Genomic DNA, 9,017 nt, shown 5'->3' on the forward strand with positions numbered 1-9,017 from the left:
GGATGGCCGCCGCCCTGGCCCCCGGCGGCACGCTGGCCGTCCTCGGCCTGTACGCCGAGAGGGACGCCGCCGACGTCGCGACCGGGCGGGCCGCACCCCAAGCGGACCGGCCCGCGCAGCGGCACGGCCAGCACGACCGGCACACGCGACCGACACGAAGCGACCGGCCCGACCCCGAACGGGGTCAGGCCGGTCGCGTGTAGACCAGCGAGTAGCGCCAGAACAGCAGCCGCCGCAGACGTGCGCCGGGCAGCACCTCACCGGCCTCCTCCGCGATCTCGCGCAGGCCCGTCCGCGGGTCGCGCACCGGCATCTCGGCGGTGGGCCCCACCTCGTGCGGGTTCGGCGTGCCGGTGAGTGCGCGGCCCAGCCGCAGGCCGAGTCCGACCGCCCACTGCGGGCCCAGCGCGGCCAGGCCGGTCGCGACGTCGGCGGCGTCCCTCTCGGCGTACAGGCCGAGGACGGCCAGCGTGCCGCCGGGGGCCAGGGCGGCGGCCATCCGTTCGAGCGAGGGCCCGAACGGCATGTGGTGGATGCTGGCGATCGAGCTGACGAACCCGTACCCCCCGGGACGCGGCTCCGTCTCCTCCAGCGCGGCCACGCGGTAGTGGACCGGCAGCCGGGCGGGCGTGCGTTCACGGGCCATGGAGATCATCCGCGGTTCGGGGTCGATCGCGTCGACGGCGATCCCGCGGGAGGCCAGGGACCTGGCGAACCTGCCGCCGCCGCACCCGACGTCGAGCGCTCGGGTGCAGTGCGGGGGCACGTGGCGGAGGAGGTGTTCGTGGTAGTGGCTGTTGTGGTCCCAGGAGATGCCCACGGGACCCGGGGGAAGGACTGGACCCATGGGCCCGAAGGCTATCCGGCCTGGCGCTTGGCCTCCAGTGCCTCCATGGCGGCGACGGCGGTGGCCACGGTCTGGTGGACCGGGACCTGGCGGTGCAGGCCGACCAGGCGGACGACCTTGGTGACGCGTTCGTTCAGAGCGGCCAGCGCCAGCGAGCCGCCCAGTTCGCGGACGGTCCTGTAGGCGTTGATGATGACGTTCAGACCGCTGGAGTCCATGAAGTCCAGAGCGGACAGGTCCAGGATCAGCCAAGGACCGTGGTCCTCGACGGCGGACTGGATGTGTTCCTGGAGGTCGGCGGCGGTCGCGATGTCGAGTTCTCCCTCGATCGCGACGATGACGCTGCGGCTCTCCACCCGCGTGCTCAGCCCAAGCCTGTGCACGTTCACTCCTCCCGGCCCCACGTTGAGATGGTGAGGGGTCCCTTCGCTTAACCATACGCAGACCGGCGGACCACGCCCACCCGGACCGGCGCCACTCCCACAGAGCCGGTCCGACGTCAGGGGGGAGCGTACGGTACGTCCGCGAGCCTGGTAAGTCGTTGGACACACACGGTATAAGCGAACCGCCCGTTCGGGAATGGCATAGCGGAAGAAATTTTCGCCTCCTGGGCACGAACTCGGCGGTGAGTGCCCGTTATATACCGTTGCCACCGGGACATTTCATGACATGGGGTGCGCCGTGGACGCCCGGGCAACGCCGCACGGCCGCACAGCCGTCACCGGGCGTTCACCCGACGGACCGAACCCGCGCCCCGACCGGGGCAGGCGGCCCGCACCCCGGCCCCGGGCCGCCACCGCGTTCACCCGACGGACGGATCCGGGCCCCGGGAAGCCTCCGCGCCGTGCTCGGGCCCGGCGGCGCCACCGCGTTCACCTGTCGGCTCCGATCCCCGCACCGCGCCGCCTCCGGGTCCGCCCTCCGGACGGGACCCGCGGTCCCGGAGGAAGGAGTCGAGCAGCGTGCGCGCGGCGAGGGTCGCCGTGGTCTCCCCCGACCGCACCCGCTCCTCCGTCCCCGGCAGGAGCGAGGCCACCCGGGGATCGCGCAGGAACGCGTCCATGAGCTGGTCGCGGACCTGGTCCCACATCCAGCTGACCCCCTGGCGGCTGCGGCGCTCGGCCAGCGCGCCGTCGCGCTCCAGCACCGCGCGGTGCCGGGTCACGGCGTCCCAGACCTCGTCGAGCCCGTCGCCGGTCAGGCCGCTGCACGTGAGCACCGGGGGACGCCAGTCGGGGTGCGCGGGCTGGAGCAGCCGCAGCGCCCGCGACAGCTCGCGCGCCGCCCTGCGCGCGTCGTCGGCGTGCGGCCCGTCGGCCTTGTTGACCGCGACCACGTCCACCAGCTCCAGCACGCCCTTCTTGATGCCCTGGAGCTGGTCCCCCGTGCGGGCCAGCGTGAGGAAGCAGAAGCAGTCCACCATGGCGGCGACCGCGACCTCGGACTGGCCGACGCCCACCGTCTCCACCAGGACCACGTCGAACCCGGCCGCCTCCATGAGCAGCATGGTCTCCCGCGTGGCGCGGGCTACGCCGCCCAGGGTCCCCGCCGTGGGCGAGGGCCGGATGAACGCGTCGGGGTCCACCGCCAGGTGCTCCATCCGGGTCTTGTCGCCCAGGATGCTGCCGCCGGTGCGCGTGGAGGAGGGGTCCACCGCCAGCACCGCCACCCGGTGCCCGGCCTTGGTCAGCCGGGTGCCCAGCGCGTCGACGAACGTGGACTTGCCGACGCCGGGTACCCCGGTGATACCCACCCTCCGGGCCCCGCCGGTGTGCGGCAGCAGCCGCACGAGCAGCTCCTGCGCGGCGCGCGCGTGGTCCGGGCGGCGGGACTCCACGAGGGTGATCGCCCGCGCGAGGGTGGGCCGGTGCCCGGCCAGGACCCCCTCGGCGAGGGCGTCCACGTCCACCCGACGGCGTCGCCCCGAACGCCGCGCGCCCGGCACGGAACCCTGCTCCGCCACGCCTGCCTCCCTCTTCCCGGTCCCGGCGCCGCCTCCCGGCCCGGCGGTCGGCGCCCCTCGCGCCCTGCCCTAGCCCAGCCGTTCGTCCAGTTGGTCGAGCAGGTCGACGGCGGCCTCGGCGATGACCGTCCCCGGCGGGAAGATCGCCGACGCGCCCGCCTCACGCAGCGGCGCGAAGTCCGCCGGGGGGATGACCCCGCCCACCACGATCATGATGTCCCCGCGGTCCAGCCGGGCCAGCTCCTCACGCAGCGCGGGCACCAGGGTCAGGTGCCCCGCGGCCAGGGAGGACACCCCGACCACGTGCACGTCGGCCTCCACGGCCTGCGCCGCGACCTCCGCCGGGGTCTGGAAGAGCGGGCCGACGTCCACGTCGAAGCCCAGGTCGGCGAAGGCGGTCGCGATGACCTTCTGGCCCCGGTCGTGGCCGTCCTGGCCCATCTTGGCGACCAGGATGCGGGGTCGGCGGCCCTCGTCCTCGGTGAACTCCTCCACCCGGCGGGTCACGCGCTCCATGAGGTCGGCCGCGTCGGCGCTGCCCTCCGCCTCGTCCCTGTACACACCCTGAATCGTACGGATCTGCCCGGAGTGGCGGCCGAAGACCCTCTCCATGGCGTCGGAGATCTCGCCCACTGTGGCCTTGGCGCGGGCCGCGTCGACCGCCGCCGCCAGGAGGTTGCCCGTCAGCGCCCCGTCCGCCCGGGACCCGCCCCCGGCCGCCTCGGCGAGCGCGTCGAGCGCGGCGCGCACCCGGTCCTCGTCGCGCTCCTCGCGCAGGCGGCGCAGCTTCTCCAACTGCTGGGCGCGCACCCGGGAGTTGTCGACCTTGAGGACCTCGATCTCGTCCGCGCTGTCGGGGCGGTACTTGTTGACGCCGATCACCGGCTGGCGGCCCGAGTCGATGCGCGCCTGGGTGCGGGCGGCGGCCTCCTCGATGCGCATCTTGGGCAGCCCCGCGTCGATAGCGGCGGCCATGCCGCCCGCCTTCTCGACCTCCCGGATGTGCTCCCAGGCCTTGGCCGCCAGCTCCCGAGTGAGGCGCTCCACGTAGTAGCTGCCGCCCCAGGGGTCCACGACGCGGGTGGTGCCCGACTCCTGCTGGAGCAGCAACTGGGTGTTGCGGGCGATGCGCGCGGAGAAGTCGGTGGGCAGGGCCAGCGCCTCGTCCAGGGCGTTGGTGTGCAGCGACTGGGTGTGGCCCTGGGTGGCGGCCATCGCCTCCACGCACGTGCGGGCCACGTTGTTGAACACGTCCTGGGCGGTGAGCGACCACCCCGAGGTCTGGGAGTGGGTGCGCAGGCTCAGCGACTTGTCCCCGGTCGCGCCCAGGTCCCTGACCAGGCGCGCCCAGAGCAGGCGGGCGGCGCGGAGCTTGGCGACCTCCATGAAGAAGTTCATGCCGATCGCCCAGAAGAACGACAGGCGCGGCGCGAACACGTCCACCTCCAGCCCGGAGCGCTGCCCGGCGCGGATGTACTCCACGCCGTCGGCCAGGGTGTAGGCCAGTTCCAGGTCGGCCGTGGCCCCGGCCTCCTGCATGTGGTAGCCGGAGATGGAGATGGAGTTGAAGCGCGGCATACGCTGCGAGGTGTAGGCGAAGATGTCGGAGATGATCCGCATCGAGGGCCGAGGCGGGTAGATGTAGGTGTTGCGGACCATGAACTCCTTGAGGATGTCGTTCTGGATGGTCCCCGACAGCTTCTCCGGCGGAACGCCCTGCTCCTCTGCGGCCACGATGTAGAGCGCCAGGACCGGCAGCACCGCGCCGTTCATGGTCATGGACACGCTCATCCCGTCCAGCGGGATCCCGTCGAACAGCTGGCGCATGTCGTAGATGGAGTCGATGGCCACGCCCGCCATGCCGACGTCGCCCGCCACCCGGGGGTGGTCGGAGTCGTAGCCCCGGTGGGTGGCCAGGTCGAAGGCGACCGACAGGCCCTTCTGCCCGGCGGCCAGGTTGCGCCGGTAGAAGGCGTTGGACTCCTCGGCGGTGGAGAACCCGGCGTACTGGCGGATGGTCCACGGCTGGTTGACGTACATGGTCGGGTAGGGCCCGCGCAGGTAGGGCGGGATGCCGGGCAGCCCGTCCACGAAGTCCAGGCCCGCGCGGTCGGCGGGGGTGTACAGCGGCTTGACGCCGATGCCCTCGGGGGTCTCCCACTCCAGGGCGTCGGCGGCCTTGCCGGTCCCGGCCTCCAGCGCTGTGTGCCAGGCGGCGTGTCCGGAGGCGGTGTCGCCCTGGAAGGCGGGGAGCCGCGGCGGGACGTCGGAGAAGTCGGGGATCATGCGTGCGCCCCCTCGGCAGTGGCGGACGGTGCCGGCGGATCGGCGATCAGGACGTCGACCAGGTCGGTGAGGAGGGCGACGGCGTCGCACCCCCGGTGGGCGAAGGCGTCGACCCCGGCCTCGCGGTAGGAGTCGTTGGGCGCGCCCGCGAGCAGGACCCGGAGGGCCCCCGCGCGCCTGAGCGCCCGTGCGGCGTCCTCGGCCTGCTCGGCGTAGACCGCGTCGGAGGAGCAGAGCACGGCGACGCGGCTGCCCGAGGCGGCGAAGGCCTCCGCGACGGCGGTGGCGCCGTCGAGCGGGCCGGGTTCGTGTGAGGCGACGCCGCCCGCGGCGAGCAGGTTGGCCGCGAAGGACGCGCGGGCCGTGTGCGCGGCGACCGGTCCCAGCGTGGCGAGGAAGGCGGTGGGCCGCCGTCCGGTGTCTCCCGCGCGGGCGTCGCTGCGGTCGCGCAGCGCCTCGTAGTCCTCGGCGTAGCGGCGCACCGGGAAGCCGCCGGGGACCGGGGCCGGCGGCCGCGAGGGGTCGGCGGGCCGCACCAGAGGGACCTCTTCGGCGTCGGGGAACTCGCTGACGCCGGTGAGCGGGGAGCGCCGGTGGGCGAGGTCGAGGCGTCGGCGCGTCCACACCGCGTCCACGCGCTCGCGCAGCAGGCCGTGCTCCACGGCCTCGGCGGCCCCGCCCGCGGCCTCCAGTTCCCGGAAGAACGCCCAACCCGCCCTGTACAGGTCGCGGGTGAGCGCCTCGACGTAGAAGGAGCCCCCGGCGGGGTCGATGACCCGTGCCAGGTGGGACTCCTCGATGAGCAGGGACTGGGTGTTGCGGGCGATGCGGCGGGCGAAGTCGTCGGACAGGCCCACGGCGGAGTCGAAGGGGGCGGCGGTGACCGCGTCGGCTCCCCCGACTCCGGCGGCGAAGCAGGCCACGGTCGTGCGCAGCATGTTCACGTGGGGATCGCGCCGGGTCGTCATCGCCTCGGAGGCTGCGGCGTGCAGTCGCATGGCGCGCTGGTCGGCGGGCACCCCGCAGGCGTCGAGGACCTGGTCCCACATGGCGCGGACGGCGCGCAGCTTGGCGATGACGCCGAACTGGTCGGCGTTCGCGGCCAGGCGGAACTCGATCCGCCGCACGGCGTCGGGCAGGTCCATCCCGGCGGCGTGCAGGGCGCGCAGGTAGGCGGTCCCCGAGGCGACGGCGAAGCCGAGCTCTTGGGCGTCGGAGCCGCCCGCGTTGTGCACGAGGCGGCCGTCGGCGACGAGCAGTCCCAGGCCGGGGCGTCCGCGGGCCAGCTCCGAGGCCAGGCGTGCGGGGTCCGTGACGTCGGGCCGCTCGCCCGCCAGGGCAGCGGTGCCGAGGGGATCGATGCCCAGGTGGGAGGTGATCCGGCCGTCGGGGACGCCCGCGTCGGTGTGGGCGTCGAGCAGCGCGGTGGCGGCGTCGGCGTAATCGGCCCCGGCGTTTAGGACCACGGGCGCGAGGTCGAGGTAGACGTCGCTGAGGGCCTGGCCGAGCGCGGAGACGGGCAGGCCGGTGCCGCCGACGGCGATCCACAGCGAGCCGACGCCGTTCATGAGGTCGGCGTGCAGGCGCCGCCGCAGGACGGCCGGGTCGGCGTCGGTGTGGCGGGCGCGGATGTCCCAGCCCTCGGGGACCGACCCGCCGGGCCGGTGGCCCCGGGTGAAGGGGGGCAGCCCCGGGAAGCCGGGTTCGGCGGCCGGGGGGTCGGATGTGTAGAGGGGCTCGATGTCGAACCCGTCGTAGGTGTGCGTGGCCAGTACCGACTCGGGTGTGTCGGCGAGCCGGTCCTCGGGGACACCGCTCTTGCGCAGCACCCCCGCCACGAGTTCGCGCCACCGCTGGTGTGTGGCGGCGGGGAACCCGTCGGCCGGGTTGGGGGCGCCGGATCCGGCGGCCCCGCTCTCAGGGACGTCCATATAGTGGATGGTAGAGAATCGCGTTCGGTCGCGCCGCCCCGGGGGTGTGGGGCACGGCACACCGCGTGTCGGGCCGGATCAGCCGGAGGAGGCGCCGGACCCTCCCCCCGTCCCGGGGTGTTCGGCTCAGCGCCCCTTGCGGGGGTCCACGCCCCCCGGGGCGGGCCGGGCGCGCGTGGGCGCGTCTTCGCCCCGCCGGTGACGGTGCGCGCGAACCGCTCCCCCGCGTCGTCCGACGCTCCGGGAGGCCCCGCGCGGCCCCCCGTCCGCGGACGCCGTGGGGCGCCCGGCCCCGTCGCCGCCGGTTCCGTTCCGGCCCCGACCGCATGCGCGGCCCCGAACGACACGGCAGGGGAGACGGCGGAGTCCACCGTCGACTGAGGCGGGCACGGCGGGTACGCGATCGGAAGGGTACGGGCGATCCACTGAGGGGCCCGGGCGGCCGGGATCGGCCCGCCGGGGCCGGGGACGCGGCGCACGCGCACGGCCGCGAGGGGTGCGCGCTTCCGTGCCTGCTCACAGCGGGGGCGGAAGCCCCGGAGGGCTTGGGCGCCTCAGGGGTTCCGCACTTCACCGAAGTGTCACCACACGCGCTCTTTCAGTGAAGTGGAACACACTCCTGGTATTCGGTGAACCGACGGAGGGTGACGGGAGTCGGATTGGCGGGCCACCCCATGCTTTTCACGGTCCACGGCATCCCCCCAACCCCCATCAAGGACGAAAAGGACAGAGATGCCCTTCTTCCCCCCTCACGGCCGCTTCGCCCTTACCCCGGCGGTCTCCCTCTCGCTCGTGTTCGCCCTGTCCGCCTGTGGCGGCGGGGAGGACCCCGCGGAGGCCTCGTCGCCCTCGGAAGAGGCCGTCGAGGAGACCACCGCCGCGGAGGGCACTCCGCCGGAGGCGCTGTCCCAGGAGGAGCTCGCCGGGCTCCTCGTCGAAGCCCCCGTTCCCGTCTCCAGACCACAGGTGGACGAGTCCGCCCTGCCAGCCGAGCCCGAGTCCTCCGCGTCGGTGTCCGAACGGGCGGCCTGGGCCCTGCTGACGGAGGTGACCCGCAAGGCCTCCCGGGTCGATCCGGGCGCCGCCGCCGCGTGTCCCGAACAGATGACGGAACCCGTCGAACCGGGTCTGAGCTGCACCCTCACCTACGGCGGCCTGGACATGCAGTTCCCGGTCCTGTCCGGGGACGGCGGCGCCGCCTTCCGGTTCGAGTACCCGGAACTGCCCACCGTCCGCGAGGTCGTCGAGGACACCATCCGCTTCGACCACGGCGTGGAGGCGGTGTACTGCGACATGGACGACGTCGTGGCCGTCGAGCCGGGCGCGGAACGGGCCCCCTACCTCTGCTACGCCCGGGACGGAGGACTCGCGGGGTCGGACTCCCCGGAGGACGCCGTCTCCCCCTACGAGGTCTTCGTGCTCATAGGGGGGACCCTGGCCACCTACCAGTACCTGGACGCGGAGTAGCGGCCGGGCCCGCCGGGGGAGGACGACGTGCCCTTCACACCCAGCCATGTCGCGGCGGTCCTGCCCCTGGCGCGCACCCGGCTGCCCCCGGCGGCCCTGCTCGTCGGGTCGGTGGCGCCGGACCTGCCGTACTACCTGCCGCTGCCCGTGGCCGCGGCGACCACGCACGGTCCCGCCGGGCTGTGGCTGGACGTGCTGCTCGGCGGCGCCGTGCTGGCGCTGTACGCGTACGTGCTCCGGCCACCGCTGCACGCGCTGGCCGGAGGGGTCCCGGCACCGCGTGCCCGGGCTCCCCGATCGGCGCGGGAGGCGGTACGGGTCGCCGCGCTGACCGCCGCGGCGCTGGCGGTGGGCTCGGTCACGCACATGGCCTGGGACTCCTTCACCCAGACGGGCGGGGCCCTGGTGCGGGCCTGGCCGCTGCTGAGCACCCCGGTGGCGGGCCCGCACCTGCTCTACAACGTGCTGATGTACGCGAGTTCGGCGGGCGGCCTGGCCGCCCTGGCCTGGTGGGTCCACCGCG

7 protein-coding genes and 1 pseudogene are annotated in these 9,017 nt (G+C 74.3%); 3 read left to right on the forward strand and 5 right to left on the reverse strand.

Annotation, left to right across the window (positions count from 1 at the left end):
- A pseudogene (locus ABD54_RS29220) lies at positions 1-203 on the forward strand (hypothetical protein); the annotation flags it as partial.
- Here ABD54_RS29220 and ABD54_RS23570 read toward each other — a convergent pair.
- The 5 genes from ABD54_RS23570 to ABD54_RS23590 form a co-directional block, all read right to left on the reverse strand.
- The gene (locus ABD54_RS23570) at positions 185-820 is read right to left on the reverse strand and encodes a bifunctional 2-polyprenyl-6-hydroxyphenol methylase/3-demethylubiquinol 3-O-methyltransferase UbiG (RefSeq protein WP_047871726.1); all 636 of its coding nucleotides are present in this window, start codon (positions 818-820) and stop codon (positions 185-187) included. The pseudogene ABD54_RS29220 and the gene ABD54_RS23570 overlap by 19 nt on opposite strands.
- 38 nt (positions 821-858) lie before the next feature.
- Complete coding sequence (locus ABD54_RS23575) at positions 859-1,230, reverse strand: STAS domain-containing protein (protein ID WP_013156533.1); 372 nt, start codon at positions 1,228-1,230, stop codon at positions 859-861.
- Positions 1,231-1,649: 419 nt separating this feature from the next.
- Positions 1,650-2,810: a methylmalonyl Co-A mutase-associated GTPase MeaB gene (gene meaB, locus ABD54_RS23580; protein ID WP_047871727.1), complete on the reverse strand. Its 1,161-nt coding sequence runs from the start codon at positions 2,808-2,810 to the stop codon at positions 1,650-1,652.
- A 69-nt stretch (positions 2,811-2,879) separates the two neighbouring features.
- Positions 2,880-5,096: a methylmalonyl-CoA mutase gene (scpA, locus tag ABD54_RS23585; RefSeq protein WP_047871728.1), complete on the reverse strand. Its 2,217-nt coding sequence runs from the start codon at positions 5,094-5,096 to the stop codon at positions 2,880-2,882.
- Positions 5,093-7,027: a methylmalonyl-CoA mutase family protein gene (locus tag ABD54_RS23590; RefSeq protein ID WP_047871729.1), complete on the reverse strand. Its 1,935-nt coding sequence runs from the start codon at positions 7,025-7,027 to the stop codon at positions 5,093-5,095. Before ABD54_RS23590 ends, scpA begins: the two co-directional genes overlap by 4 nt.
- Before the next feature lie 732 nt (positions 7,028-7,759).
- Between ABD54_RS23590 and ABD54_RS23595 the strand changes: the two genes are divergently transcribed.
- Positions 7,760-8,494, forward strand: coding sequence for a hypothetical protein (locus ABD54_RS23595; protein ID WP_047871730.1), 735 nt, complete (start codon positions 7,760-7,762; stop codon positions 8,492-8,494).
- 27 nt (positions 8,495-8,521) lie between these two features.
- On the forward strand, positions 8,522-9,017 hold a 496-nt coding region (locus ABD54_RS23600; RefSeq protein ID WP_047871731.1), incomplete at its 3' end, for a DUF4184 family protein.

It is taken from the genome of Nocardiopsis sp. RV163, assembly GCF_001029525.1.
Taxonomy (GTDB): Bacteria; Actinomycetota; Actinomycetes; order Streptosporangiales; family Streptosporangiaceae; genus Nocardiopsis; species Nocardiopsis dassonvillei.